Origin of the sequence: Thalassospira lohafexi, from assembly GCF_002844275.1 — a bacterium.
In the GTDB taxonomy this organism is placed as follows: Bacteria; Pseudomonadota; Alphaproteobacteria; order Rhodospirillales; family Thalassospiraceae; genus Thalassospira; species Thalassospira lohafexi.
This window is the reverse complement of the sequence record NZ_NXGX01000006.1, coordinates 265237-288401: the sequence shown is the minus strand read 5'-3', so window position 1 is coordinate 288401 and position 23165 is coordinate 265237. Positions and strand designations below refer to the sequence as shown.

31 protein-coding genes are annotated in these 23165 nt (G+C 56.5%); 1 reads left to right on the top strand and 30 read right to left on the bottom strand.

What is annotated here, in order from left to right; all coding sequences use genetic code 11:
- Positions 1-324: 324 nt before the first annotated feature.
- The 3 genes from COO92_RS16420 to gstA are packed head-to-tail and all read right to left on the bottom strand — an operon-like array spanning position 325 to position 1538.
- A complete protein-coding gene (locus tag COO92_RS16420) occupies positions 325-546 on the bottom strand; it encodes a tautomerase family protein (RefSeq protein ID WP_101303844.1) in 222 nt (73 codons plus the stop codon).
- Between the two features lie 3 nt (positions 547-549).
- A complete protein-coding gene (locus COO92_RS16415; protein ID WP_101303842.1) occupies positions 550-930 on the bottom strand; it encodes a nuclear transport factor 2 family protein in 381 nt (126 codons plus the stop codon).
- Positions 930-1538, bottom strand: coding sequence for a glutathione transferase GstA (gene gstA / locus COO92_RS16410; RefSeq protein ID WP_101303840.1), 609 nt, complete (start codon positions 1536-1538; stop codon positions 930-932). Before gstA ends, COO92_RS16415 begins: the two co-directional genes overlap by 1 nt.
- A gap of 112 nt (positions 1539-1650) precedes the next feature.
- On the opposite strand from gstA, the gene COO92_RS16405 reads away from it, so the two are divergent.
- Positions 1651-2538, top strand: a complete 888-nt coding sequence (locus tag COO92_RS16405; RefSeq protein WP_101303838.1) for a LysR family transcriptional regulator — start codon at positions 1651-1653, stop codon at positions 2536-2538.
- A 416-nt stretch (positions 2539-2954) separates the two neighbouring features.
- On the opposite strand, the gene COO92_RS16400 is transcribed toward COO92_RS16405, so the two are convergent.
- The 27 genes from COO92_RS16400 to COO92_RS16275 form a co-directional block, all read right to left on the bottom strand.
- Complete coding sequence (locus COO92_RS16400; protein WP_101303836.1) at positions 2955-3251, bottom strand: hypothetical protein; 297 nt, start codon at positions 3249-3251, stop codon at positions 2955-2957.
- A 51-nt stretch (positions 3252-3302) separates the two neighbouring features.
- On the bottom strand, positions 3303-3905 hold the full coding sequence (locus tag COO92_RS16395) for a 3TM-type holin (RefSeq protein ID WP_240626475.1): 603 nt from the start codon (positions 3903-3905) through the stop codon (positions 3303-3305).
- Positions 3905-4360 carry a DUF5675 family protein gene (locus COO92_RS16390; RefSeq protein ID WP_101303834.1) on the bottom strand — a complete coding sequence of 152 codons (456 nt, stop codon included), beginning with the start codon at positions 4358-4360 and terminating at the stop codon, positions 3905-3907. The genes COO92_RS16395 and COO92_RS16390 overlap by 1 nt, the downstream gene beginning before the upstream one ends.
- A 1-nt stretch (position 4361) precedes the next feature.
- The gene (locus tag COO92_RS16385; protein ID WP_101303832.1) at positions 4362-4547 is read right to left on the bottom strand and encodes a hypothetical protein; all 186 of its coding nucleotides are present in this window, start codon (positions 4545-4547) and stop codon (positions 4362-4364) included.
- Positions 4544-4942, bottom strand: a complete 399-nt coding sequence (locus COO92_RS16380) for a phage holin family protein (protein WP_165792381.1) — start codon at positions 4940-4942, stop codon at positions 4544-4546. Before COO92_RS16380 ends, COO92_RS16385 begins: the two co-directional genes overlap by 4 nt.
- 2 nt (positions 4943-4944) lie before the next feature.
- Positions 4945-5247 carry a hypothetical protein gene (locus tag COO92_RS16375; RefSeq protein ID WP_101303828.1) on the bottom strand — a complete coding sequence of 101 codons (303 nt, stop codon included), beginning with the start codon at positions 5245-5247 and terminating at the stop codon, positions 4945-4947.
- A 34-nt stretch (positions 5248-5281) separates the two neighbouring features.
- Positions 5282-5953: a hypothetical protein gene (locus tag COO92_RS16370; RefSeq protein ID WP_101303826.1), complete on the bottom strand. Its 672-nt coding sequence runs from the start codon at positions 5951-5953 to the stop codon at positions 5282-5284.
- Entirely contained in the window at positions 5950-6636 is a 687-nt protein-coding gene (locus COO92_RS16365) for a hypothetical protein (protein ID WP_101303824.1), read from the bottom strand. Before COO92_RS16365 ends, COO92_RS16370 begins: the two co-directional genes overlap by 4 nt.
- The gene (locus COO92_RS16360; RefSeq protein ID WP_101303822.1) at positions 6637-6993 is read right to left on the bottom strand and encodes a hypothetical protein; all 357 of its coding nucleotides are present in this window, start codon (positions 6991-6993) and stop codon (positions 6637-6639) included.
- A gap of 13 nt (positions 6994-7006) precedes the next feature.
- Entirely contained in the window at positions 7007-9631 is a 2625-nt protein-coding gene (locus tag COO92_RS16355) for a phage tail protein (RefSeq protein ID WP_101303820.1), read from the bottom strand.
- A gap of 3 nt (positions 9632-9634) precedes the next feature.
- Positions 9635-10066, bottom strand: a complete 432-nt coding sequence (locus COO92_RS16350; RefSeq protein WP_101303818.1) for a DUF6950 family protein — start codon at positions 10064-10066, stop codon at positions 9635-9637.
- Between the two features lie 19 nt (positions 10067-10085).
- Complete coding sequence (locus COO92_RS16345; RefSeq protein ID WP_101303816.1) at positions 10086-10652, bottom strand: hypothetical protein; 567 nt, start codon at positions 10650-10652, stop codon at positions 10086-10088.
- A complete protein-coding gene (locus COO92_RS16340) occupies positions 10649-11275 on the bottom strand; it encodes a hypothetical protein (protein ID WP_101303814.1) in 627 nt (208 codons plus the stop codon). Before COO92_RS16340 ends, COO92_RS16345 begins: the two co-directional genes overlap by 4 nt.
- Positions 11272-13836: a tape measure protein gene (locus tag COO92_RS16335; RefSeq protein ID WP_101303812.1), complete on the bottom strand. Its 2565-nt coding sequence runs from the start codon at positions 13834-13836 to the stop codon at positions 11272-11274. The genes COO92_RS16340 and COO92_RS16335 overlap by 4 nt, the downstream gene beginning before the upstream one ends.
- A 27-nt stretch (positions 13837-13863) precedes the next feature.
- Entirely contained in the window at positions 13864-13986 is a 123-nt protein-coding gene (locus COO92_RS22355) for a hypothetical protein (RefSeq protein WP_276307570.1), read from the bottom strand.
- A complete protein-coding gene (locus COO92_RS16330) occupies positions 13986-14447 on the bottom strand; it encodes a gene transfer agent family protein (protein WP_165792380.1) in 462 nt (153 codons plus the stop codon). Before COO92_RS16330 ends, COO92_RS22355 begins: the two co-directional genes overlap by 1 nt.
- The gene (locus COO92_RS16325; RefSeq protein ID WP_101303808.1) at positions 14447-15142 is read right to left on the bottom strand and encodes a phage tail tube protein; all 696 of its coding nucleotides are present in this window, start codon (positions 15140-15142) and stop codon (positions 14447-14449) included. The genes COO92_RS16330 and COO92_RS16325 overlap by 1 nt, the downstream gene beginning before the upstream one ends.
- Positions 15143-15185: 43 nt before the next feature.
- On the bottom strand, positions 15186-15575 hold the full coding sequence (locus COO92_RS16320; protein WP_101303807.1) for a DUF3168 domain-containing protein: 390 nt from the start codon (positions 15573-15575) through the stop codon (positions 15186-15188).
- Positions 15575-15994 carry an HK97-gp10 family putative phage morphogenesis protein gene (locus tag COO92_RS16315; RefSeq protein WP_101303805.1) on the bottom strand — a complete coding sequence of 140 codons (420 nt, stop codon included), beginning with the start codon at positions 15992-15994 and terminating at the stop codon, positions 15575-15577. The genes COO92_RS16320 and COO92_RS16315 overlap by 1 nt, the downstream gene beginning before the upstream one ends.
- Positions 15991-16314, bottom strand: a complete 324-nt coding sequence (locus tag COO92_RS16310; RefSeq protein ID WP_101303803.1) for a phage head closure protein — start codon at positions 16312-16314, stop codon at positions 15991-15993. Before COO92_RS16310 ends, COO92_RS16315 begins: the two co-directional genes overlap by 4 nt.
- Positions 16314-16901: a head-tail connector protein gene (locus COO92_RS16305; RefSeq protein WP_101303801.1), complete on the bottom strand. Its 588-nt coding sequence runs from the start codon at positions 16899-16901 to the stop codon at positions 16314-16316. The genes COO92_RS16310 and COO92_RS16305 overlap by 1 nt, the downstream gene beginning before the upstream one ends.
- Positions 16902-16971: 70 nt before the next feature.
- Positions 16972-17439, bottom strand: a complete 468-nt coding sequence (locus COO92_RS16300; protein WP_240626474.1) for a hypothetical protein — start codon at positions 17437-17439, stop codon at positions 16972-16974.
- A gap of 71 nt (positions 17440-17510) precedes the next feature.
- The gene (locus COO92_RS16295; protein WP_101303799.1) at positions 17511-18872 is read right to left on the bottom strand and encodes a phage major capsid protein; all 1362 of its coding nucleotides are present in this window, start codon (positions 18870-18872) and stop codon (positions 17511-17513) included.
- A 5-nt stretch (positions 18873-18877) separates the two neighbouring features.
- Positions 18878-19483, bottom strand: coding sequence for an HK97 family phage prohead protease (locus tag COO92_RS16290; protein WP_101303797.1), 606 nt, complete (start codon positions 19481-19483; stop codon positions 18878-18880).
- A complete protein-coding gene (locus COO92_RS16285) occupies positions 19476-20717 on the bottom strand; it encodes a phage portal protein (RefSeq protein ID WP_101303795.1) in 1242 nt (413 codons plus the stop codon). Before COO92_RS16285 ends, COO92_RS16290 begins: the two co-directional genes overlap by 8 nt.
- On the bottom strand, positions 20714-22513 hold the full coding sequence (locus tag COO92_RS16280; RefSeq protein ID WP_101303793.1) for a terminase large subunit: 1800 nt from the start codon (positions 22511-22513) through the stop codon (positions 20714-20716). Before COO92_RS16280 ends, COO92_RS16285 begins: the two co-directional genes overlap by 4 nt.
- Positions 22476-23006: a P27 family phage terminase small subunit gene (locus COO92_RS16275; protein WP_101303791.1), complete on the bottom strand. Its 531-nt coding sequence runs from the start codon at positions 23004-23006 to the stop codon at positions 22476-22478. The genes COO92_RS16280 and COO92_RS16275 overlap by 38 nt, the downstream gene beginning before the upstream one ends.
- Positions 23007-23165: the final 159 nt, after the last annotated feature.

The window sequence follows — 23165 nt, the reverse complement described above, 5'->3', positions numbered from 1 at the left end:
CAGGGCAGGAGGGATAAGGAAACAGACAAAAAGCCCGCAAAGCAGGCCGTTTGGTCAAACAGCCTCACCCGCTGTTTGCGTTTGTTCGTTCTTGTTTTCAATATCGTCCGTGTCGTTCTGATCCATGAGGGAAAAGGGGACTGTCCCCTTTTTTCTTACGGCCACAACCATTATCATATTAGGTCCCACCACCGCCTTCGGTCGTTCTGTTTACTTCCGGTCCTGCCAAGCAGCATGAGTTCAACGATTTGATGTACGCCGGCCCCGAACTTTTGGGAACCGGCGTACTGTTGATTTAGTCGTCTCTGCATAAATGATCAGGGCTTAGCTTTCTGTCGCCCTGATATCGCGCGCGGATCGTCCCGATATGCCCCAATCATCAAGTGACACCTCGTCAATCACGACGAACGTGGTTGCTGGCGACTTATTCAGAACGTTCTGGAGCAGGTCCGTAACGCCCTTGATCAATTGCGTTTTTTCCGCTGGTGTTGGGCCGGTTCCATCCGGCCCACCTTCGCGGGTTACCTTGATATTGACATAGGGCATCGCTCACCCCTCCTTTTCCTGATAGGCAAAAACCTTGGTGAGCACCTGCCAGCCCGCATCGGTATGAATCAGCGTAAGCAGGTCTTGATATTCCCGGCCCATCATCGTCATGCGGGCTTCTACCAAGCCCATTTGACGACTGATCAGCTTGACCCGATCAACGCTTTCGCTGCGATTTTCGCCGCGTTTGGCCGGGGGTTCGCGGTTATCGATCCGCGTCATGTAGGCCTCAATATCCATGAACTCGTGATTGCCTTCGCTGGCATTGATGTAGGCAAGCTTGGGATGAAACACCGTGCGCAGAACCTCACTGTCGGAATGATAAAGGCCATCGAAATAGCGCTCCATCAAGGCTTCGACTTCCAATTCATCAGCGGACTTCATCACACAAGCCCCTCGGCCTTCATCGCAGCCAGCGTTGCCGGGCGTGCCTCAACGCGTTTGACGAACTTGGCAAGGCGTGGCCAGTTATCGAGGTCGATATCTTTGACATTCGCCCAGTTCACCAGAACAAACGTATAGGCATCGGCAACGGAAAACTGGTTCGCGACAAGGTAATCACGGCCGTCCGCCAAAACGCTTTCGAGATGATCAAACTTTGTCGCGACCTTGCCCTTTGCTGCGGATTTATCCGCCTCGCTCGAACCATCAGTAAAAAGGGGTCCCCAGGACTTATGCAGCTCTGCTGCGGCAAAGTTTAAAAACTGCTGAAGGCGCGCACGAGCTACTGAACCGGGCTTTGGCGAAAAGGCTCGGTCCGGGTGGGTATCGGCAATGTATTGGAGGATTGCGACACCTTCGCTGAGGTAATCACCCGTTTCGATCTCAAGTGCCGGAACATAGCCATTCGGGCAGATGTCGCGGTATGTTTGGCCGCTTTCGGTGCGCCCTGCCTGAGTATCCACGCGTTCGATATCAAAACGGGCACCCACTTCATGCAACATGATGTGGCTGGCGAGCGAGCATGCGCCGGGCATGTAATAGAGTTTCATAGGTAGCTCCTTTGGTTTGATGTATGGCCTCTGTATGCCAACCCAAACGAGCAATTGATAATATTGACTTTTCATATTAATGATCGATAAATAAGATCATGTTGAGGCACGGATGAACCTGGAACAACTCATTGCCGTTGACGCAGTTGTCAGCACCGGCACATTTCGCGGCGCTGCAGACCGGCTGAACAAGGCGCAATCGGCGATCAGCCATCAAGTTCGAAAGCTCGAAGATGAGCTGGGTTTTGCCATCTTCTCACGCGAAGACTACCGCCCTCGCCTGTCATCGGAGGGCGAGGTCTTTTTGCGCGAGGCGACCCGCGTGCTTGATCAGTTTCGCAAGCTTCAGGCGACAGCGCAGGAACTGCGCAGCACACAGGAACCGCTCGTTCGTATCACGCTTACGGCAACCATATCGCTCGAACCTATCCTGAAAGTTCTGGGTCAGATCGGTGACAAGTTCCCCAATACCCACATCGCTGTCGCAACCGAGATGATGGGCGGTCCCCTGGCTCGATTAATGAAGGGGGATGCCGATCTGATTGTCGCGGGTCTGGAGGGTGTAGAGATCGATCACGTCGAAACCACCCCTGTCGGCTCTGTCGTAATACGCCCCGTCGCGCATCGCAGCTTCGCCGTCGCCCAACGCAGTGGCATGCGATCACGCATGGAAATGCAAAGCTATGTTCAGGTCATCGTCTCTGGCACCGGCGGGCCGGATTACGATCAGACACGCGACGTCCTTGCTGGTGGGCGGCGTTGGACCGTATCGGATTTTGCCACCAAAAAATCGATCATTATGAATGGACATGGATGGGGTGGCCTCCCCGAACACATGATCACGGATGAGCTTAAAAGCGGCGAACTCGTCGTGCTTAATATCGAAGGATTTCGCCCCCGCCACACCGAAGTCTTCGCGATACGACGACGCGATCAAACCATGGGTCGGGTAATGGGTGAAATCTGGCGGACGCTTCAGATGCAGGCTGGGGCGACTTAAGCCAGACACTCCGCGACACGTACGAAGGAGGGAATTGTAAAAATCAGCCTTTGTTTGGGCTGCTTTTTATCCTTGGGCTTTGCCCGGCGGACCGTTGAGCGTTCCGCGCAACATCTCTCGAAAGCTGGGTGCCTCGCTTTCTCGCGAACCAGTGTTTTTCTTGGTGGGGCAAGCCAGATCCGAGGGTGCCAATTAAAAACCCCCTCAGGCGGAGCCATGAGGGGGTTTTTAATTGGTAGCCGAGGAGGGACTAACAGAGTCCTGAAAAATCCTTTGTTTTCAATGCAACAGTGCCCCACGACATCACCTTACCAGCCCATTATATATCAATGACTTACAAACAGGGTGCCCCACGATTTCAGGCAGGTCTTGATCACCAGTTCGCGGGAATGGTAAAAGAACATAACGGGAACAATTCAGGCAAAAAATATATGGGCCATGATTGGAATGGATATATCAGCATCGGGGAAGCCGCCCGCATGAATGATCATTGCCGGATCTATTGCGCGAACCATCTTTGCGACCATTCGGGCCGTCTGGATTTCAGGCCGTTGCTGCGCAAGTATCCGCCGCAAACCGGGCTGGGCAAAGTCCTGAAAACCCTGCGCTGTCAGAAGTGCGGCGGCCTTGGTGCCACCCCGATTGCAGAGTCCGGCACAAAGGAACACCCCGCCAGCCCGATCTTTTGCGCGCGGGTTGGGCGCGGCACCCATCGATGCGACCCCGCGGGGCAGTGCAAGGACGGGTGCCGGCTGGATGCAGCGTTACCCGGATGACTTGCCCGATGACTTGGCAAACACCTTGCCAATGCCGCCCGCCATCCGTGACAGGGCCGCCATGCCCGCAGGGTTTGATTGAACGCCTGCTTTCTTTTCACCAGACCGCCCATAAACATAAACGCCAAGGACCGCTAGCCCGACCGACCAGATGGTTGAAAGACTGACCATGGCCGTCACAACTTCGGCGGCATACTCGGGGGTATTGATGATGGTCCAGGCAATCGCCCCCATCTGCAAACCCCATGTCACCGCCATGATATACCCAAAGGTCGGACGCATCCGGCGCACATAGGCATCTTCTGATTTTACTTCGGTCTGGATTGTCTGGTTGATGGTCGCAAGCCGCTCATTCTCGGCACGATACATTTCAACCGCCCGGTCAGCGGCCTTTGACTGATATTCAAGCAGCAAAGCCGGATCGGCCTTAAGCGCGGTGACAATGTCATCCTCGCTTTCCATGCCGGTGACCTTCTTGCCAACCTCAAGGGCGGTCTGCATGACCTTTTGCGCCGTGCTGTCATCATCTGTAAACAGATCGATCAAGGATGGCGCAAGCCCGATCAGAGTCGGGATAAGACCAACAACCATTACGCGCTCCGATCCTGATCAATGTATTCGATGGTCAGATCACCGGCCTTGGCCGCTGCGATCACCATCGGGTAAAACGTGCGATAGGCCGCAACCGACCGACCGATCATCATCGCACCGGGTTTGGGATCCGTCATTTCCCCGACCAGAAGACATCCCGCCGTGTCAGCATCGGTATTGCCAACATGGATCAGGATGTACTCAAACCCCGGCACATCAAGAACATGCAGCATCCCGTCATGGATATCGGCGAACTTGACGGCATAGCGGGCATCAAACCCGCCAACGTTGCGCACACCGACCCGGTACGTCCCGGCGGGAATGCGGGTTTCGCCCGCGACCTTGGTCGCCTGATACTGGTCTTCAAGGCCAAAGCAAACAAAAACACCATCAACCATGATCAGGCTGATGGTGCTGTTGGCATCGCTGACAAAGCGGTTTACCGTAATCTTCATATCAGCCCCCTTTACACATCGCGACCGCGATCACCACCCAAAGGCAGACCCAGCCAAGCGCCGCCCCGACAATCGCCATGATCGCCCAAAGCCACGCGGGTGCGCCAAAAAGCCACGACCCGCCACCAAGCACCGCCGCACCGATCAGGATGGCGATGGCTTGCACAAAAATTCCCCAGACTGTCATTTCGGCTGTCCTTTCGCATAATTGGCCAGAAGCCGGTCCAGCATTGCCTGACTGCCACTTGGGCCAAGCCATGAACAAATACCGATGCAGGCAACGGCCTGACTGCCTTCAAGTGCGAAGTAGCTGGCCACACCCGACCCGACCGCCGCACACATCACCGCCATGGGGATTTCCCACACAAGGTCCCATGACCAGAAACGCCGCTGCCCCAGCCGCACAAGGCGCTGATGCCAGAGCATGCGGACAAGAACGGCAAACCCGACCAGAAGGCCGTTTGCCTTGATCAACCCGATCAGCGTATCAACCGAAAAATCCGGCGGCAGGTTCTCTTGCATCTCACCCCCTGATGCATGGCGTTGATGACGGGCCGACCCGCGCCGACCGCGATCCGGCACGACTATGTCCCCGGCCCCGTAAGCACGGGCTTGATGTCCTGCCATGCTTCGCCCGACGCCACCAGGAAACTTGGCCCGGCGGGATAGGAAAACAGGATGGTCCAGCTTTCCCCGTTCGGGGATGTCAGAACCTCGATCACCCCGCCATTGGCCGTGACGCCAACTGCAACCGGTGCCTCGGCATATTTGTCCGACAGGCTGGCAATCACCTTGGCGCGATCGCCGCATACCGGCCCGGCGGAAATGGGGACGGATGGCCATAAAAAAAGGACCGCAACACATGCGATCCCGAAGATGCGTTTCATGGTGTGTCTCCCTTGTCACTTCTGCGAGAACCGCCTAAAGACTGATAACAGACATTGCCTGCGGTGACGCATTGGTGGATTGGGTTACTGATATCGTTCTGTCTGCTTCGTCACTGGCAAACATGTCGGAGGCACTGCTCCGCGCGTTATCCGGCGCAGAATCCTCGTCTTCGGTCACACCGGCCCATGTAAACGTTGCCGAACCGTTGTTAAAAACAGCGCCGATCACAGCACCGCCAGCCCGCACATTTACGGTGGTCGAAAGCGAGATTTCCGAAAGCGTCCCAACAGCCGAACTATCGAACACACTGGAATATCCGATCACGCGATAAGACATGACACCGACGCGGAACAAAGATCCCGTGAAAGTCACGACAACATCGGCAGCGGTTCCAGATGGCAAAGGGGCCTTCCAGAATTCCACATAGTGCTCGTTCGGATTGCCACTTTCACCGATGTCTCCGATCCGGGTTGCAGAAACACCCCCTATCGTCACACCCGTCACCGGAGGTTCTGTCGTGCCCGAACTCTGGTAAAAAAGCGCAACGATTACTGTGCGTCCATCATCGGCTGCACCAACCGGGACGGATGACAATGTGCGCGGCCCGGTAAATGTCCCGCCGGGATTGTAATATCCAATCCCGGTATAATCGAGTTCTTCAATTGCTCTGGAACCCAAAATAAATGAATTCGTGACAAAACTCATGAACGCGCACCAATCAGGACGATCTTAAGCCCCGCCCCCGCAATCGTTGATCCGACCGCATCAATGTCTATGGTCATTTCGGAATCATCGGCCAAGGATGCGTCCGAAATCACGGCGGGCGTTGCTGCGGTAATACTGGTTTTCTCACCCGCATCTATCGTCAGTTTAGTCGAAAGGACTGACGTACCCGCCTCATTGACATCCACAGTCAACGCAGCGCCCGTTGGCGCGGTTGACACGGACGCCCTGACACCTGTCAATGTGAATGCATACGGCATTCTAAATGTGACCTTCCCTGTGCCGGTTGAAAGGTCTGACTGCTCGTCTGAAACAGCAATGACAAAACTTTCAGTCGCACCGTTGGCCGCATAAAATTCCGCAACACGCTCTGGCGTCATAACTTTGTTATTCGCCGTTCCCGCCTCTGCCTCTCCCTGACTGGCGAAATCTGACTGTCGCAACATCGGGCTTGCCACCAACCCGTGGTCAACCCATGCGGTATTGGCCGCATTGCGCTGATACAGATGCCCGTCACTGGTATTGACATAGGGCATATAGGCATAGGTTGTTGATGGCGCAGTTGCGCCGGAATTCATCGTTGCGACCGCAAGAAGCACATCGTTGACATCTCCCCGGTAAACTGCGCCCGATCCGTTGGCTGCGACGTAATCATGTTGTGCCATTTACCGCCCCGCCCGTGCTTTGCGTTTGTCATATTCCGCGATCCAGCTTTCGGTGGATGCAGGAAGTGTCATGCCCTCAGTGTCGCGAAGATGGCGGAAACCTTCGATAATCGCGGTTTCCGCCTCCACCTTCATGCGCGTGACAACATCAAACCGACCGGCTTGCGGGTTCCAGCAATACCGACCGGGCTTAAGGTCACAATCCCCGCCTTCAACCCATTCGGGCATGCCATCGACAACAGCGGCAACGCTGCCCTTTGGCATGTCATCGTAGCTGACCAAAAGGCCGGATTGATCCAGCCGCGCAACACGGATGGTTGGCGCGGCCTGCGCCGCCCCTTTTGTCTTCTTTGCCATGCGCGAAATCCTTTTACGCCAGTTCTTCTGCGGTGATCCGCATGTCACTGACCCGAATGTTGTAAGATTGGTCTGACACCGTCAGCACCGCTTTGGGATCAACCGCCCGACAGAACACCTCGGCACTGTCAAGGCGCTGGTATTCCGACCAGACCGGTGAAACATTCGGGTCATCATCGGTGGTCCGCACCCATATGGTGCAATCTCCCTCGCCGCCTGACTCGCCATCCCAGTCCGGCCAGTCATCGACAAGCCCCATCCTGTCATCGATCAGATCGACAACATTGACGACCTCGACCGTGACCGATGCGGTCAGACGCATGCGGCGCTTGGTGCCGAAATCAAAGCCCGACCCCCAGTCATACTCGCCACTGGTCAGGATGCCGCCATAAGCATCGATTGATGACACGGAATCAAAGTCGATAATGTCATCAACCAACCCGGCCCCTTGCAGGGTCAAATCTCCGTCTTCATTGACAATCGTGCCATCATGGGTGCCGTCATAAACCGCACTTTCGACAACCGTGTCATAGGTCGAATACTCAAGGACGGTCGCCCCATCGGTGGTAACAACCGCCGGATCGGAAACCGTGCCGACTGCATCAATGAACTGCACCAGGTACGAACCGGGCTTAAGCGGCAGTACCGCCATGGTATCGCCGCCCGGCACGTCATCCCCGATGGACGTTGACGTGGATAGTGTCGCCCCCGACACCGCCTGACAGTGGCGGAACCGGACAACACCGCCCTGCGTAACATCCAGATCCGGTGACCGGTTCCAGCGCAGGAACACAAATCCCCCTGAAACCGAAATCGTCACACCGGTTGGTGTCGATGGCGTATCACCAAGCCCCTGAATTTCACGGCGGACCGTGACGTAATCGGAACTTGCCCCGATACGGTTGACCGCTTTGACCCGGAAATCATAAATCCCGGTTGGCATGTCAAACAGTTCAAGTCGGGGCTGCGACACACGCGGGTGTGCCGTCCAGTCAAGAACACCAAGTTCGCGGCTTTCAAACTGGTATGAAACGACAAAGGCGTCATCGGCCTCACCGGCATCAAGCACCGCCTTGACCTTGACCCCGCCGCCATCACGGGTGGCATATTTGATTTCGGTAACATCCAGCCCGTCGGGTGTTGCCACATCGCCCGGACCGGGCAAGGTGCTGATGGCCGATGCCGCGACGATCTTTTCATCCGTGGTGGCCCAGTCATAGGTTTCTGCACTGGTTTCACGCAGGGTCAGGTCAACACCGAAATAAACGTTGTCGCCTTCTTCGCGGATCGCCCAGTCCCATGCGATGACCTCGAACGGCTTTTCATCCCAGCCATAGACAGACCGGGAATACAGCACGACATCACCAACGCGCAGCGCCATGGCCTTAAGGTTGCATTGCAGATCAACCTCGGCCTGTTGCCGGTTTTTAAACAGGCCGATCTTTTGCAACCGCTGACCGCAGGCCGCCGAGGTGGTATAAAGATATTCCCGGTCGACCGGGATTTCCTGCCCGCCATCCTGTGCGATAAACACATCGGATTTAAGCACCGGCAAATCGGTCGGCTGCCAAAGCGTATCGGGCGATGCATAAACACCGCGCACCGTATTAAAAAGATCGCGCTTCGATTGCAGCAACCGCACCCGGATCGGCCCGGAAAGCCAGCTTTCATCAATCGAATATTCCGGCGTGCGATAAGCACCGGCCAGAACCGACCAATACCCCCCGGTATTGACGACAAGCCCGGCACCCGGATTAATCAGTTCGCGCAGGTTATCGCCAAGCGATATTTCGGTATCCAGCACGCCTGATGTCACATAGCGTTTTTGCGTGCCACCGGCGGCAAGGGTGACATCCTCGTCACAGACATTGGCCGCCGCAATCAAATCATCCTCAAGCAAGGCGGATTGCCCCGCCGCAATACCATGGGCGTTGGCAACATAGTCGGCTGTTACAAGCGCCCAGTTGTCGGTATATCCGGTGGTATCAGTGCGCGGGTCATAGATATCATTCTTGCCCTTAACTAGCGCCTTGACCTGCGGAATGCCGCTTGGGTAGACATCGGCGTCATAGTCAAATTCGATATAAAGCTTGGCACAGCCTTGCTGTTTGTGGTTGACCGTCCATTCCTTATTGGTCACCCGCATGCGCGCCAGAAGATCGGCATCGCCATCGGTCGTGCCGTCACCCTTCCAGATCGTCGCATGCCCTGCGAACTTGCCCGTTGCCGGGCCAGCGGCCTCACCGGCCAAGGCAACTGTATCGCCAAACCAGACATCACCGATCGCTTCGACCGGATGGCCAGACAGCGTGATCAACCAGCTTAACCGGCGGTTGCCATTCGTAACGTTAAGGTATGTGACCGGGCCGGATGCTGGCACTTCACCATAAATAATCTTGCGCGAAACAATCGGCTGGCGGACCATCTGAGTCCGCCCCGAAAGCCCCGCACCGAGAGCCCCCAAATCCGCCGCCTTGGGCTTTTTGGCAAACACCAAAGCCCCGGCATAGGAAATCACCGCGCCAACGACAGCCCCCGCAACAGCACCAGCAAGTGCAGAAAAACCCGCTGCCACGACCGCAGCAGACACAGCATTTGCCGCCGCCGCAGCAGCAACCGCAACAACGACTGGTGGCATGGATCAGACCCTCCAGGCACGACGGCCCTGTTTCAATGGCAGGTTAACCAACCCGCCCTCGCCCCGCGTCGCCCAATGCGGGCCAAGACAGATTGCCGCCGCATCGGCCTGCATCCCCGGCAAACCCGATGGCACAAGACCAACATCCCCGCGCCGCGCCATCAGAACCGGGATTTCAGGCCAGTTGTTTTCCGCCATCAGGGCGGCAATGGTTTCGGACACACCGCCGCCGGCATAATCCTTCATGGCGCGATACCCACCGGCCATGTCGGAGTAGGCCCCGCGAAACCGCGCGCCGGGATCAATCCCGGTGATCGCCAAAACCCCGTCACTTGCGGTCAGACAACAATCGGTCTGGCCCCATACAAAAGGCCGCCCGAAGGCGGCCTTGTGAAAGTCGGCAAGTTTGCGTTCCCAATGAACCAGTCTGGTCATACGGCACCTATGTCATCGGCTATTTTATCTGTCCCCAGGCAATCTCGGTTTCCTGCAAGCGCAGCACGAAATCAAAGCCAAGGTCATCGGGATAAACCGATTTCTGATCTTCGGAGGTGTTGCGGCGAACACGTGATCGTTCCAGATCGATCAGATCACTTTCAGCACTGAGATTGATGACGATGCTTGCCCCGTCATCATCGATCACCGGCACATCGGTTTTGCCCTTGAACACCCGAACAGCGGTTCCACCAACCAGCGCCCCTGTATCTGTTAAGGCACCAAGATACGATTCCGCGACTTCGCCTTGCCGCATATATTGCAAGGCGATCGACAACAGTTCCGGCGTGAGACCAGACATTGAGAAGGTGACGCCATTGGCCTGCACATCAGCGGTTTCCGATACATTCGAAACCCCGATGAATTCACCGCCACCCAGATAAGTTTCAGCGGCGTAATCCAGATCGCCATAACCGGTCCACATCCGGACCGGCACATCCGACGTTCCGATCTTCATCAGAAGGATCGGCGACAGATCGGCACCCTGCAATTCCGCCAAAAGGGCAGGATCAATGTCACGGCTCATACCAGATGCTCCATCACCCGCAGGGTCAGGGTCATATCACCCAGCCGGTCGATATCGCGTTCCGGGATGCCATCGGGAAACCAGAACATCGATTGCGGGTTATCAAGTTCAATCGGCGCGCCATTGGACGGGGCGATAACAACACGCGGCCACAACGACAAGGTCGCATCGCCGTTGCTGTCACTGTCGACATCTTCAAGCACCTTGTGCATCCGCGCCGTCGCCCCGGACCCAAGGCCGATGCGATCCCCCTTTTTCAGGATGCCCGTGGTCGATACCGTCCAGCCGGTTGTGGCGATATCCGGCCCGGTTTGCCCCGCGCCATCAATCACCGGCGACCCGGTGGCAACACCCAGCGGCCCGAAGTTATCCGGATCCCCCATCGCAAAAAATCCTTGCGACCCGTTCATCGCCAGAAGGAACGCCTGCCATTCCCCGACAACCGCCCGATCACGGATGGTCGGCAGGGTAATGTCAGCCGCCCATGCCTGCCCCTGCCCGCGCTGCACTTGACGCTGAAAGGTGAACGGCGAAACGGAAACACCGACTTTCGTCATTTCGCGCCAGCGGATCGCCTTGACCCCCGGCTTGGCAGGCAGGGAAAGCGGATAAGTAATTGTCATATCCGTGCATTCCCCTTGCGTTTCTGGATCTCGCGAACCTGCGCAACCGACCCGTCAACCGCCGTTTTGACAATGGACCGGATTTCATCGCGCGACAGCTTCGACCCCTGTGCATCAACCATGATGGTCGGGGCATAGGTGAACGATTCTCCCCCGCCTTCCAGCTTGACCGGAATGTTCCGGCCATCGGGCAACGGCACATAGGCTTCGGGCGTGGATCCTTCGCCAAACATCGCCAGTTGCGGCGATGTCGCGATGCCGCCCGACGCATATTTGCGAAGCGGAACCTCACCTTGCGCCGTCATGATCCCGCCATTGGCAAACGTACTGCCCGCCGGATAACTCACCCCCGGCCCGGATGCTGCGCCGCCGCCAAAGAACGAACCGGCAATGTTGCCAAACAGCCCGCCCCAGTCAAAACCACCAATCGCATTTTCAAGCGGCTTGGTCACCGCCATGCGCAAGATGATCCGGGCAATGTCCTGTTCCAGTGATTTCAGGATATCGCCGAATTTCTCACCCGACAGGATCGCATCCTCGAACGAGTTTGAAATCACACTGCCAAAGTCCCGCGCATACTGGCGGGCATCGCGTGCGGCCTCGGCGGCATCTTCTTCCGCCTTGGCCAAACGCGCATTGGCATCGGTCAGGGCGTCGATTTTCTCGCGTTCCTTTTCTGAAAGTTCAATGCCGCCTTCGCGGGCCTTGGCTTCCAGATCAAGCATTGTGCGCAGTTTGTCGCGTTCGATCCCCTGCACCTGCAGCAAACGGTTTTCGCGTTCAAGATCGGCGATGCTTTGGGCAATGGCGGCACGCGCATTGTCCTCGGCTTCGGTCTTTTGCTTAAGCGTATCAACCGCCTCGGCAGCATCGTAATAGGCCCCCGCCGCCTGCGTGATCGCCGCTGCCATCGCATGGCTTGACGAAATTCCGGCCTGTTGCAGGGCGTTATAGATTTCCTGATCGCGCGATGTGCGGGTCAGTTGGGCGCGCTGATATTCCAGACTGTCAATGACCTTCTGGATTTTATCGGCTTCTTTGCTGTCACCGCCGCCACCACCAGAACCGCCATCTGGCAAACCGGAATCAGAACCCCGTTCGCCAAGCCGAACCAGTGCCGCGTCAAGGTCTTCCACACGTTCCGTGGCCGTCACCAACTCAAACGACAGCGATGTCAGTTCCTTATCGACACCGTCGATCAGGGGTGAACCGGGGCTGCCACGTTGCAGCAACCCGCGCTGTTCCTTAAGCTGTGCCATCTGCAACCGCGTGGTCGCCAGAACCTGTTCGTTCGCGGCCTTGGCTTCTTCAATCCGGGCCTTGGCCGTATCGCGGGTGACCTCCGCCGCCGTCTTGGCAAGGTCATTGCCCTTTTGCGTCACCCCGTTAAGTTGCTCCATCGCATCGCGATGAAGGTCAGCGGCGCGTTCGGCATCGCCTTGCGCCTGCGACAGAAGGTAAACACCGCCCGCAAGGACTGTAATCGCCGCCCCGACCGGCCCGCCAAGGAACGCCATGGCAGCAGATGTGCCACGTGCCGCAACACCAAGGGCTGCGACACCCGCCGCCGCTGCCCGCGCTGATGCCGCCATAGGCGGCAGAACAGCCTGATACCTCAAAAGGTTTACGGTCGCGGTCGCCGTCGCAATGGCCGACGCCCCCATGCTGGCAATCATCGGACCAAGGAACTTGCCCGCCGCCGCCGCACCGACCAGTGCGATCACGGTTGCGACATGGTCAAGGTTATCTGCCAAACCATTGACAGCACTGCTTGCCAGATCAAGGGCCGCCGCCATCACATCGATGCCGCCACTTTCCCCGATCGTCACATACAGATCATCGACCTGGTCTTTCAGGTTGGAAAACCGGCCAGACAGATTGTCCATTTTTTCCGACATCGCGCCGCCGAAATTATTGCGCGCAAGGTCCTGCAGGTATCCTTCGATCTCGGTGGCGTTTTTGCCAATCGTCGTGGTCATCTTGCGGAAGGTAAAGGCAACCTTGTCGCCTTCGGAACTGGCCTTGATGCCAAATTCCTTAAGCCGCTCAAACTCGCCAGTGGTCGCATCGGCAACCGCCTGAATGAAATCATCAAGCGATTTTCCGTTAAACGAACTGGCGATATCGCCATAGGCCCGCAGGCTGTCGATAGACGGATCAAGGCCAAGGTTTTTCAGGCTGATGAACGCCTGTGTTACCTCGGACAATTGAAACGGCGTTTCCTTGGCAAACACCCGCAACCCGGCAAAGGCCGTATCCGCAGCCTCCGCCGACCCGGTCGCGACCTTGAGCGAGGTTTGCAAATCCTGAAACTGGGCATTGACCTGCGCAATCCCGGTGGCGATTTCCGCCACCCCCAGACCAACGCCAAGCCCGGCAAGAATCCCCACCGTTGCCCGCGCACTTCGACCCAGACGGTCAAGGGCGGTTGACGACGACAACGCCGCCCGGCTGACATTCTTGTCAAACCGGTTAACAACCCCCTCGCCCTTGCGCAACTCATTGCGCATTTGCTGGGTATTGGCTTCGATCCGAACAAGAAGATCCGCAACATTCGCCATCGAAGCACCCCAAAAGAAAAGTCGGCGCTACCTTGCGCCGCCCATCGCCTTGATCACCCCGTCCTGAAACGCCTTGAAACTCTGGCGTTTCTGCTTGGCCTGTGCGGCCTCGGGATAGTTCATCGCCATCCAGCCATCAAAGGCAATCATCAGTTCATGCGGGGTGGACCGCCAAAAGCGCGTTTCAGACCATCCCATGCGCCCGCAAGCCAGCCCCGCCATCCGCCGGAACGGGTAGCCCGCCCCGGCATCGGCTCCCCCGCGTCATCTTCCCCCTGGTCTTCACCGTCCGGGTCACGCCCGCCGGTCAGACCGTAAACAAGGAATTTGCCAACCGGCTGATAAAACTCGACGGCACCGCCTCCATCGATGATCCACTGACCGACGGTTTGGGTGCTGACATCTTCACCCGCCGCAACAAGGCCGCAGCGCAGAATAACCGCCATATCCGAAACCCCAAGAGCACAGGCAACCGCATGGGCTGTCAGGTGCTGCAGGGTCTTGCCGGTATCGGTTTCAATGCGCGAAAGTGCGGTAAAGTCGGGGCGCAGCACACGCTGCACCCCGTCAAGCGTGACCGGGATTTCACCCCGGTGGGCGTTGGCCGTCATCATTCAAACCCGGTGACATAGACCGGACGGGCCGCAACCGACAGCGAGAAGCTGTAAGCGTTCGGATCATCCTTGCCGCCGCCGCCGTCCTGCGAACTGATGGAGAACGGGCCGTAATAGCTGTCAAGCGCGCTGTTGATCACCAGACGGCAGTTCGGTTGTGTGCCAGCATCGACCGCATTGTTAAGCGCAGTCCATCCGCCATGCGTACCATCAGATGTGAATTCAACCTTGCCATCAACCGACACATCCATCGTGACGGTACCGGCACCTTGCGGATTAAAGTTGCCGCTGGTCTTGTCGCCGAAATCAATCTGCGATGCCGACTTGCTGTAATTGGTGGTCGCCTGCCCGAGCAAAAGATCAAAACCCTCTACCGTAAGGGTAACACTTTCGCCCGCCGTTTCGGTGACCAGCGTCACATCCTGACGGGTATCGGAATTGACCGGGTTTTTCAGACCGATAGCCCCGACAGCAACCGACGTTGCGATTGCCGTAAAGCCGGGGTTATCGGCAAAGCCGGTCACGGTAATCTGTTCGCCAACCTCGATCCCGTCATCAACGAAACCGTCAGCGGAATCGGTCAGGGTAATGGTGCTGCCCGATACTGTCAGGCCATACGTTGTCGCCGCCGTCAGGGCCGCACCGCCATCGCCAACATACAGCAAACAATGCTTGGCTGTTTCTTTGGTCATCGTTCTTTATCCTTTTGAAGATCGCCACAAAACGATGGCCGCGCTAGGCGGCCTTATCCAGCACGACGCGATATCGTGCGATGCCATGGGTGATTTTGTCGTCCCGGTCGGGAACGGTTTCGGAAAACTCGAAACTGCAGGACACCGCATCAAAACCGGTCACGGTCAGGTTGGCGTCATGCAGTTCATCGTAAATTTCACCAAGCAGTTGCTTGGCTTCGCGCCGCCCGTCTTTCGCATCCGACCAGACATGCAGTGTGATGGTCATATCGAAACCAAGGCTTGTCTTGGTATCATCGGGCAGTTGCGTGTCATCCCCGATGACGACATAGGGCATGGGCTTCTTTGGCGGCACATCGTCATAGACCGCGCATTCAAGCGCAGCATTCAGCACGCCGTACAAAGCCTGTTGCAAGGGCCAAGAACCATCCATCAACCACCCCCGCGATAGTTAGACAACCGCCCAAGGGTGCGGTTGATTGATGCGGCAATGCGCTTGGTGATCCCGACCCGGTTGCGTTCCCATGCCGGGAACAGAAACGGGTGGGCACGCTGGCGCACGGTGCCAAATTCCTCAAAGAACGCCCGCCACCCGGCAGCCCGCCAAAGCCGTTTCCATTTCGATGAAAACCCGATCTGGGCCGATAGCCCGTCACGGCCCAGCTTGTGACTGATCGCAGCCGCCAGATCGCCACTATCCTTATGGACAAGAACCTTGGCGTCATATTCGATCAGTTCCGCGCTTTCCTTGATTTCGGTGCGCACATCTGCCCCGACATCGTCGGGAAGGCGGCGCAGAAGCTTGCGGAAATTGTTGACGCCACTGAGCCCCGCCCGCCGCCGGCGGCTCATGGTGTTACCTTTTCGGCCAGTATCATCATGAACGGCGCGTTGGTCACCGGCATTGCTGATCGGATCCGCAACACATCCCCATTGGCCCGAACGATGCGATCCGCTTCATCAACGTCACGGCGGGTATACAGATCGATGTCAAACATCAAACTGGTCCCGACCTGCATGGCGCGCATTTGTTCCGACCCGGACTTTGGCAACACCCGCGCCCACGACACCGGCACGATATCCGTCCAGGTTTCAACCTGCCCGCCGCCGCCATTGTCGGTGGTGGTCAGACGCTGAAACGTGATGACCTCATTCAAATCACCGGGTTGCATCAGAACCCCCACTTGCGCGCGCTGTTAAACAGCGCATCGAACGTCTTTGGAATGTCATTGACGATATTGCCAATGTTGACCGGCGCGCGATTGAGATACCAATGCGATACAAGAAACAGCGCCGCTTGCTTGATCCGCATCGGCACAGCGGCGGCATTGCCGTATCCCGCGACAAACTCCACCGTGATCGCCTGACGCTGTGAACGGACAGACGGCCATGACTTACCAAAGGCCGGGACAATCAAGCCGGGCTCGACATTGGTGATCGCCTGATAGTTTTCAGCCGCAAGGGTCTGTGAAACCCCGTCGCCGTCGATGTAAACAATTGACGCCACCGATTGCAACGGCGGCAACGGAACCGCGATCTGGTCTGGAAACGCATTATCGATCGTACCGGTCCATGTCTGGGTGACCAGTGCGCGCCCCATGATGCCTGCCCGCCCGTCAAGATAAGTCTCGGCAGCAAGAATCAGGGTGCTGACATAGTTGTCATCATCGGTAAAGGCCGTCGGCAAACGCAGTTGTGCCTTGGCTTCCACCAACGACACAAGGCGTTCTTCCGGCGCCGTTGTCAAAGATACATCCATGCCAACCCTCGCACGCAAAAAGGGGTAGCACCCGGCCACCCCTTTGCTATTCCATCATCAACCCGAAAGGTCAGATTTCTGTCGCTGCCGTGAACTGATACTGCACTGTCACCTTGGCCGTATCCGTCCCGGTTGCCGAAAGATCCGGCAGGTGCTTGAAACGAACATATTGATCCGCTTCGGCAAGATTGATGCCAAGCACAGCAGCCCCGGTTTCGGTTGAACCGCCAGCTTCGCCGGTCAGGGTCAGCATGGTGGTATCGGTGCCGATTTCTGCCCAGGTGCTGTTGTCAGGCGAATGTTCCCAGATACCCGTGACAATCAGGGTTTTGGTCGCGGCAAGCGTTGCTGTCGCGGCAAGCGTTGCCACGGCATTCGCATGACGGACATTATCAAACGCTGTCAGGCGATTGATGGTTGCGCAGGTCTGTTCGCTGTTATCCGAACCAGCGCCAGCCGTAAGGTCGTATTCAGCCGCCGCAAAGACCGGCGTCATATAAACCGCATTATCGCGGCCAAGTGCGGTGTTCATCGTCATCACTCCGTTCCAAAAAGAAACCGGGCCACCCAAAGGCAGCCCGGTTATGTTTCGGTCAATCCGCTAACGGATTACTGACCCCACTTGACAGCGGAGATCCGCGCAAACGCCTGATCGTAGCGGAACGCGAAATCGTGCGACATGTCGAGTTTAATGCCCAGCATGCCTTGCGCCCACATATTTACTGTCGCGCCGTTTCCATCGACATATGACGCCTGGTCACTGGTCGAAAGCGACATGGCGACACTGTCGCCCACCATGGCGTAGGAATGGCACCCAAAGAAGATGTCGCCACCCGATCCAGATGGGCCGGTGACCTGGGTGCTGGTATCGACGGGGAAACCTTTCAGGGTTGGATTATCACCCTGCAAGGTCGGAAACGCCAGCACATCGCCAACCATCAAATCTTCAAGATACAGCTTGGTCAACGGGCTCATGAACCAGCGGGGATTGGTTCCTGCCATCGGCACATTTGCGCTAAGGAATGCCTTCAGAACCTTATTGAGCTCAACAATCACCTCGTCCCGCGTCGGCGCCGTTTTGTTCGCTGCCGCAAATACGTTGGCCGCAAGGATCGCATTGTAGTAACCCTTGACTTCTTTGCCAACGCCAGTTCCATAAAGGAATTTACGGTCTTCGAACTCAGATGCACCACGAACCATTTCGTCACGGCAATATGCTTCAATCCCGTAATTCGAGGCATTGCGGAGCAGCTTTTTGGAAATCGGCAGAATACCTGAGATATCCTTCTCTGCCATGGTCATCATGCCAAAGGTTACACCGGTTTCCGCGCCCTGCTCGTTTTCCCCGACGTAACCGAATGACGCGCCAGTGCGCCCTTTCATGTATGAACCATTTCCCGGAACCACCGACGCATTCTGCCGGACAATCGTGTTCGGACCGAAAAGCTTGATGATCTCAGGCATATAATTCGGCGTTACCAGAAAACCACCTGTAGCATTTTCAGACAAGGTCTGGGCGCGCTCAAGGTCCGCCACAACAGCATGACGTTCCCCATAAAGCCCCTGCGCTACAGCAGAAGGCTGCACAGTGTTCCGACCTTCACGACGATTGACCTCGGCAAGGGCATAGCTGCGAACGAACATACCAAATTCGTTGGCAACATTCCGCTGTTCTGCAGGGGCGGCAGGTGCTGTCGGGCGATTGGCAAACGGCGGTTGGGATCGGTCACCACCAGATGCAGCAGCATCCGCACCCGCTGCGGCATCATCAGCCGGAACTTGATCAGCCGCTTCGGACCGACGCTGTTCGAGTTTCTTTGCACGCGTGATGTCTTCGTCAAGCTTGGAAACCTCAGCTTCCTTTTTGTCGAAATCGGCACGCTGTTCGTCTGTGAGGCTATCGCCCTTGGCAATAGCTTCCAGTTCGGCGACCAGCTTGGCGCGCCGTTCGAGCATTTCCTTGAGATTCATCTGAGTTAACCTTTCAGTTTCAGAAGTCGCGCACGCAGCGCAAGATTGTCCGGCGCGGGCCGGATCGCCAGCGAGCGGACTGCAACGCTGGTTTTGGGATAGGCGGGGATTGATGTGACCGTGATTTCTTTCAGGTCCACCTCGTCATGCTGAACGCGAGTCAAACGCCCGCGGTCATCATATTCCGTCCGGTTCTTAACCGACCGGAAACCGAAACTCATACCGGGGTAATTCTTGTTTCGGATATTTTCGTACGTATCGCGACCAAGCGTTGTGTCGGGCAGTACGGCCTCGAACTTCAAACCGCGCTTGTCTTCGGAAAGGTCCAGCGACCCGGCGGCTGTCCGGGCCAGCAACATGAAATGCATATGCTCCACCAGAAACCGGATGTCGGTTTTGTCGCCGATTGAATTGCCAAAGCAACCGGGGTTAAGCCATTCCTCAAAACTGTAACCGCCATACATTCGGATTTTGGTTTTGCTATTAAACAGCGCCGCATATCCGGTGACCTTGCGCGCAGTATCATCATCCGCCCGCAATTCGGTTTCGAGGTTAAACCGCAGTTCAAGTTCAGATGGCTCCGGGCCATCACGCAACAGTGTTTCATTCATCGGTTTGCGGCCCCTTGTTGGTTCCTGCCATTTCAATCGGGATGCTGGCGCTGTTGATAAACAGCTTGTCGCCACCAGACATAGGCGGAAGACCACGCTGCTTGCGCGCCTCGTTCGGTGTCATCTGCGCGTTCTGAACCGCTTTTTCCAACACCTCGGCAAATGACTTTTGATCGCCCCGCAACAGCAGGCTGTCATCGTGCCCCAATTCGTAAAGGGCGCGTTCATCGACTGTCAGCAGGTCCTTGCGTCCGGTCTGCTCAAGGTCGATCAGATGCGGCAAAAGACAATGCTTGTAATGCGCAAGGTCAAGATGTTCGACGTTGGAAAACGTCGCCTTTTCCAGATCATTGATCAGATGGGCCGATACCCGAAGAATCCCGGCAATGACTGATCGATCATATTTGCGGGTTTCAAGAATCTGACCATCCTTGTTGGTCTGGCTGTGCGGATGGAATGTTGCACCGCTGCCAAATACCCCAACAGTCCCGGCCTTGTCCGACCCGCTGTAAGCATCCTTGATCTGGGCACGCAACTGTTTGGAAACTTCTTCAGTCAGGGGCGCGTCAACCGCGACATGGCCTGAAAGGCTGACGCCGTTTTCGAATCCCTTGGATACGAAGTTCTCGGCCTGATTGGCGGCATCAATTGTTTTGTTCTGATATTGGTCCCAGACGGACGCGCCGCGCAGGCCATAATTCTCACCAGACAGAATTGGCTTGAACTGGATGTGAAAGATTTCATCTTCCAGAAAAATTGCCTGTTGCCCGGTGAAGCTGGTCACGCGGTACGCACGACGGCGCAAACCGGTTTCCCCTTCCAGATACCAGAACGGCATTACCCGCGAATATTCAATCGGGTAAAGTTCCGAAAGCCGACCCTGCGCATCGAAAACCTTAAGCGCAAAATGGTCCCCGTAATGCAGCTTTTCAAAGAACAGCAACTGCAAATACTGAAACGCCGTCATATGCGGGTTGGGACTGTATTGCATCAAATCATACAACGGATGATCAATGGCAGGGACCCGACCCTGTTCCTGCTTGCGATACAAGATAAAGGGCAGCATCGCGCACCCCTCGGCAATCACATTGATGCAGGAATACACCGTGTGATGGCTGATAGGCTGTGACGTCCCGAGGTTAAGGAACGGCTCATTGCGCCACAATCGCGTATTGATTTCCTGTGCGCTTGTTTGCGCACGGGTGGCCCAGCCGAACAATTTTCGAAGTTTCATGCAACACCACCGAATATTGATTCGACTGAAACAGTTTGGTCAGGCTCCGCCGAAATCATCCGGCCAATCGCCATCAGCATCGCGACCACGCCGTCGATCTTGCGCATATCCTTGCGACTGTCGGGCTTGATCGGTTTTTTGTTGTCGTGTTCGTCAACCTTCACCGCCGTGTTTGACACCATCCAGGTCATCACCGGATTGCCGTCATGTGCGATGCCGCCATTAATCACGAGGCGTTCAAGTTCACGGCACGGGGCGGCCATGGAATACATGCCCTGCCCGATGGAAACGCAAACCATGCCAGCCGCCTCGAAATGCTGAATGATCTGTCCGGCGAACATCCGGTCAAAGGCCATTTCAACGATCTCAAATTCATCGCGCAGCCCTTCGACCCCGTGATCAGGATCACCAAGGAACAGCAATTCAATTGCGTCATAGTCGGTTGCGCTGCCTTCTGTGCGGCGGATCAAGCCCATCTGTTCCCACTCGCCATACGGGACCGCACGGTCTTCTGCGCGCTTGTCAATCGTTGCCGACGGCACAAAGAAGAACGGCAAAATCTTGACCGGCTCCCCCGCCGTTTCAGGCGGAAAGACCAGAACCGGGGCGGTGATATCGGACACCGACGACATATCAAGTCCGGCATAGCACCGCCGCCCGCGAAGGCTGGCCCGGTCATAGACGATTTCGCATTTGTCCCACTGGCGAATATCAAGCCAGATTTCCGCCGTCTGGCTCCAGACATTCAACCGCAGCCGCATGAACGACGCCAAGGACGCCGGATTTTGCCGGGCCTTGTCGACAATCTTTTTAAACGTATCGGTGCGCACCGAAATGCCCCAGTTGGGGTTTGCCTTGCGCCAGGTCTGTTCATCGAACGGGTCGTCGCCCTTGTCGATTGAACAGATGAAACCGAACCACGAATCATCATCCAGAACGCCGGTCATGACCTTGACCGTGTAATCATGATGTTCCCGACAGATCGAATACGGATCCGACCCGGCAGTTGTAATTTCAAGATGCAGCGGCTGGCGCCGCGCACCGATCCCGGTTTCCAGAACCTCGATCAGCGTGCGGTCCTTGTGCGCATGCACTTCATCGACAAGATTGCAATGGCTGTTCAAGCCATCCTGTGTCTTGGCATCCGACGAAATATACTTGAACACCGATGCCGTTCTGGGATGTTCCAGATGACGCGCCATCGATGAAATGTGTTTGCGCAGTTTCGGGCTCTTGCGAACCATGTTCTGCGCTTCAAGAAAGATGATCTTTGCCTGGTCGGATTTGGTCGCAGCGGTATAAACCTCCGCGCCCGGCTCCCCGTCCATGACGAACATGTAAAGCCCGATACCCGACAGGTATGTCGACTTGCCGTTTTTGCGCGGCACTTCGAAATAGGCATAGATAAACCGGCGCAGCAGCGTATCGGCATACAGCCAGCCAAACAGAACCGATGTCGTGAACGCCTGCCAATCCGAAAGTTCGAACGGATGATTGCCGAACTCGCCCTTTGAATGGCGCAGGAATTTCGGGAAGAACGTCATCGCATGATCGGCACGCGGCAACGAGAAATACAATCCCCGCTTTGGCCCATGCACCAGATCATTCAACTGTCGCTGGCATGCCGCGATACGCAGTTTGCAGGCGGGTATTTTTCCTTCGACAACATTCAGTGCATAGATTGTGCTGACGTGGCCCAGCACCGCCTCGGGTACTTTCTTGGCAAGCTGGGCACGGGTGACTTTGCGGGGCTTGCGTTTACGTGCCCCGGTTGGCTGCGAAGTCGTCGACGTCATCGAACAAATCACCCTGCCCTGCGGCTGCGACCAGCGAACGCGATGCGCTTGGCGTCATCCCGAATTCCGCAAACAAACGCAGCGCCGTGCGGCGCGTTTCATTGAACTGCGCGACCTCCGGCCTTGATTTCATCTGTGTGCCGTTGCGGCCCTTGACCGCATAGGTTTCACCAACCGGAATTTCGACGGCTTTGCCTTCCAGTTCCAACGTTATGGTACCGGCAACCATCTCCCGATAATCTTCCATCTTCGCCAGGCAATGACACAATTCGACAGTTGCCCAGACGAACAACGGGTCCAGCCGGTTCTTTTCGGCCAGCGCAACCGCGATTTGATCCCAGTATTTCCCGACATCATCGGGCAACCCACAGGGCTTAAGCGATTCCGCAAGATCAACCGCTGCCGCCCGGCGGGCGTCCGGCCCGACATCGCGACCATCAACGGTCAGCGGTACAACGTTGTCCTTGACATCAGGCTTGCGACCTCGTGCCATTTCATCACCTCACCATTTGGAAATCACCCTGTTCCCAAGGCTGCCCGGCTCAATGACCAAGGGCTTTTCCTGATGGGTTTTTCCTTTTCAATTTCCCGTGCGTAAAAACGTGACCATCCAGACGGTCAGGAGCGGTTGGGTTGTAGAGATTTGACCCTC

Coding starts and splice junctions, on each gene's coding strand:
- COO92_RS16280 (WP_101303793.1), bottom strand. CDS start 22,513: ATGACGTCGACGACTTCGCAGCCAACCGGGGCACGTAAACGCAAGCCC.
- COO92_RS16365 (WP_101303824.1), bottom strand. CDS start 6,636: ATGGCACAACATGATTACGTCGCAGCCAACGGATCGGGCGCAGTTTAC.
- COO92_RS16310 (WP_101303803.1), bottom strand. CDS start 16,314: ATGCAACCCGGTGATTTGAATGAGGTCATCACGTTTCAGCGTCTGACC.
- COO92_RS16360 (WP_101303822.1), bottom strand. CDS start 6,993: ATGGCAAAGAAGACAAAAGGGGCGGCGCAGGCCGCGCCAACCATCCGT.
- COO92_RS16330 (WP_165792380.1), bottom strand. CDS start 14,447: ATGACGGCCAACGCCCACCGGGGTGAAATCCCGGTCACGCTTGACGGG.
- COO92_RS16395 (WP_240626475.1), bottom strand. CDS start 3,905: ATGGTTGTTGGTCTTATCCCGACTCTGATCGGGCTTGCGCCATCCTTG.
- COO92_RS16355 (WP_101303820.1), bottom strand. CDS start 9,631: ATGCCACCAGTCGTTGTTGCGGTTGCTGCTGCGGCGGCGGCAAATGCT.
- COO92_RS22355 (WP_276307570.1), bottom strand. CDS start 13,986: ATGATTGCCTTTGATGGCTGGATGGCGATGAACTATCCCGAGGCCGCA.
- COO92_RS16385 (WP_101303832.1), bottom strand. CDS start 4,547: ATGACAGTCTGGGGAATTTTTGTGCAAGCCATCGCCATCCTGATCGGT.
- COO92_RS16400 (WP_101303836.1), bottom strand. CDS start 3,251: ATGGGTGCCGCGCCCAACCCGCGCGCAAAAGATCGGGCTGGCGGGGTG.
- COO92_RS16350 (WP_101303818.1), bottom strand. CDS start 10,066: ATGACCAGACTGGTTCATTGGGAACGCAAACTTGCCGACTTTCACAAG.
- COO92_RS16285 (WP_101303795.1), bottom strand. CDS start 20,717: ATGAAACTTCGAAAATTGTTCGGCTGGGCCACCCGTGCGCAAACAAGC.
- COO92_RS16420 (WP_101303844.1), bottom strand. CDS start 546: ATGCCCTATGTCAATATCAAGGTAACCCGCGAAGGTGGGCCGGATGGA.
- COO92_RS16415 (WP_101303842.1), bottom strand. CDS start 930: ATGAAGTCCGCTGATGAATTGGAAGTCGAAGCCTTGATGGAGCGCTAT.
- COO92_RS16370 (WP_101303826.1), bottom strand. CDS start 5,953: ATGAGTTTTGTCACGAATTCATTTATTTTGGGTTCCAGAGCAATTGAA.
- gstA (WP_101303840.1), bottom strand. CDS start 1,538: ATGAAACTCTATTACATGCCCGGCGCATGCTCGCTCGCCAGCCACATC.
- COO92_RS16290 (WP_101303797.1), bottom strand. CDS start 19,483: ATGAATGAAACACTGTTGCGTGATGGCCCGGAGCCATCTGAACTTGAA.
- COO92_RS16300 (WP_240626474.1), bottom strand. CDS start 17,439: ATGACGATGAACACCGCACTTGGCCGCGATAATGCGGTTTATATGACG.
- COO92_RS16305 (WP_101303801.1), bottom strand. CDS start 16,901: ATGGATGTATCTTTGACAACGGCGCCGGAAGAACGCCTTGTGTCGTTG.
- COO92_RS16335 (WP_101303812.1), bottom strand. CDS start 13,836: ATGGCGAATGTTGCGGATCTTCTTGTTCGGATCGAAGCCAATACCCAG.
- COO92_RS16375 (WP_101303828.1), bottom strand. CDS start 5,247: ATGAAACGCATCTTCGGGATCGCATGTGTTGCGGTCCTTTTTTTATGG.
- COO92_RS16320 (WP_101303807.1), bottom strand. CDS start 15,575: ATGGATGGTTCTTGGCCCTTGCAACAGGCTTTGTACGGCGTGCTGAAT.
- COO92_RS16405 (WP_101303838.1), top strand. CDS start 1,651: ATGAACCTGGAACAACTCATTGCCGTTGACGCAGTTGTCAGCACCGGC.
- COO92_RS16295 (WP_101303799.1), bottom strand. CDS start 18,872: ATGAATCTCAAGGAAATGCTCGAACGGCGCGCCAAGCTGGTCGCCGAA.
- COO92_RS16340 (WP_101303814.1), bottom strand. CDS start 11,275: ATGACAATTACTTATCCGCTTTCCCTGCCTGCCAAGCCGGGGGTCAAG.
- COO92_RS16315 (WP_101303805.1), bottom strand. CDS start 15,994: ATGAGCCGCCGGCGGCGGGCGGGGCTCAGTGGCGTCAACAATTTCCGC.
- COO92_RS16390 (WP_101303834.1), bottom strand. CDS start 4,360: ATGAAGATTACGGTAAACCGCTTTGTCAGCGATGCCAACAGCACCATC.
- COO92_RS16325 (WP_101303808.1), bottom strand. CDS start 15,142: ATGACCAAAGAAACAGCCAAGCATTGTTTGCTGTATGTTGGCGATGGC.
- COO92_RS16275 (WP_101303791.1), bottom strand. CDS start 23,006: ATGGCACGAGGTCGCAAGCCTGATGTCAAGGACAACGTTGTACCGCTG.
- COO92_RS16345 (WP_101303816.1), bottom strand. CDS start 10,652: ATGAGCCGTGACATTGATCCTGCCCTTTTGGCGGAATTGCAGGGTGCC.